A 2,296-nucleotide genomic window follows, 5' to 3' on the forward strand; every position below is an offset into this window, starting at 1 on the left:
ACTAAAAATCTTATGGTGTCTTGTAGAATATCCTTATTTAAACTCGGCTCAATATATATGTGTAGTGGTGTATCATATACTCTATTAATGGCGTTATACTTATTTAAAAACCAGATTCTTTTTTGAGCACTTGATAACTGATAACTTTCCTTATTTGCGACTTTTAATACTTGCATCTCCTGTTCTTCCCTATCATGATTTACTGCCATTAATTTATCGATGTAAGCAGATAGACTAGCAATCGTTGTATGCTCAAAAATATCTCTAATTTCAATTTTTAGATGAAACTCTTTTTGAATTTGATTTAACACTTGCACAGCAATTAATGAATGTCCCCCAAGTTTAAAAAAGTCATCATCTCTGCCGATTCTATATTTCCCTAAATTTAAAATCTCTGCCCATGTTTTTGCCAATCTTTTTTCTGTTTCACTTATCGGTGGAACATATTGCTTCTGCATGTTTTCAAGTAAAGATGGGATTTGTAATTCTAATTTTTTTCTATCTAGTTTCCCGCTTGGTGATACAGGAAAATTTTCAAGGTGAAATATATAATTTGGCATCATAAAATCTGGTAAACTTTCACTTAAGAATGTTTTTAATGCCTCTTGTTTTAGTTCTGTATTGTCTTTAGATAAATAAAAACTAACGATTTTGTCGTTTTGATAAGTGAATACTACAGCATCTCTCACCTCTGGATGTTTAAATAATGTTCCTTCGATTTCATCCAGCTCAATTCGATACCCACGTATTTTTACTTGATTATCTTTCCTTCCGATAAATTCTAAATTTCCATTTGGTAAAAGACGGACTAAATCCCCAGTACGATACATCTTTTTATCCTTATTATAGGATTTACCAAAAGAAATAAACGACTCTTCTGTTTTTTCCTTTTGATTTAAATATCCGTTGGCAACTCCATCACCGCCAATAAATAACTCACCTACTACACCTGACGGACATAATGTATTGAACGGACTTACCACGAAAACTTCACTATTAGCAATTGGTTTACCTATTGGAATATTAGAAATTTCTTTTTGTATCTCACCATTTACTTCATACATGGTTGCACATACAGTAGTTTCAGTAGGACCATATGCATTAAGAACTGGAATCTTTAACCCTAGTTTACTTTGCCATTTACGAACTGATTCTGCAGGTAAGGTTTCCCCTCCCACAAATAAACGTTTTACAGAATTTAATTTAAGTAACATTTCTTTTGGCATATCAGCTATTAATTTAAAAAACGCAGTTGGTAAAACCACATTTGTAATACCATTCTTTTGACTTACATTTATAAATTCCTCTGCTGAACGTTTTTCGATTTCAGAAATTAAATGCATTCTTCCTCCACATAGCAAAATCGGAAATATTTCCATAATGGAGGCGTCAAAAATGATCGTTGCAAATTGTAAAAACACATCTTCTTTGCCTAAATGGAATGTATTGATTACTGAATATGATAAGTTAATTACGCCTTTATGTGGTACAACGACTCCTTTTGGCAAACCTGTTGAACCTGACGTGTAGATAATATAAGCTGCATCTTCTACGGTATGTGTAGGCGCAATATTTTCTATAGAATTAACGTAATGAAAATCTTCTAGATAAATTGTATGAATGGCAAAACTTTCAACCAATCCCCTGTATTCTTTCTTGGTAATAATCATTTGACTTTCGCTATCTTTTAAGATGTATTCTATTCTTTTTTCAGGAAACTTTGGATCAATTGGTACATAAACTCCACCTGATTTTAGGATCCCTACAACCCATACAATGGTATCAATCTCTCTCGCCATAATAATACTTACACGTTGTCCCTTTTTTATATCATTTTCACGTAAATAATTCGCAATTTGATTGGACCTTTGCTGTAATTCATAATAGGTAATGGATTTTCCACCCATTGAAATCGCTATTTGATTTGGCGATTTTAATGCTTGTAGATCAATTAATTGATCTAATGTTTTTAAATTAGGATATGTAAGAGCATTTGAGTTCATCTCTTTGTATAGACGATGATCTTTTTCTAAAAGCAAATCCAATGAATGAATAGGTTCATTCACATTCTTCATTAATTTTTGTAACAAATATATATACCTTTCAACTAAATCACTAATACTCTCTGGTTTATATAATGCTGAGTTATAGTCAACCTCAATTTTATTCTCTGTTTCACCTTCATATCGCATTATTCTCCAAGTCATATTAAAAGGATGTACTCTTATACACATCTGTTAAAACTGTTGACTCAATATCAGGAATTTTTAATTCCGGTATCTTCATCGTATTAAAT

The 2,296-nt window shown here is 31.7% G+C and carries 1 pseudogene; it reads right to left on the reverse strand.

Annotated features, from left to right (window positions below):
- Positions 1–2,296, reverse strand: a pseudogene (locus tag ABWK52_RS26810) (amino acid adenylation domain-containing protein); the annotation flags it as partial.

It is taken from the genome of Bacillus sp. AP50, from assembly GCF_040492675.1.
In the GTDB taxonomy this organism is placed as follows: Bacteria; Bacillota; Bacilli; order Bacillales; family Bacillaceae_G; genus Bacillus_A; species Bacillus_A cereus.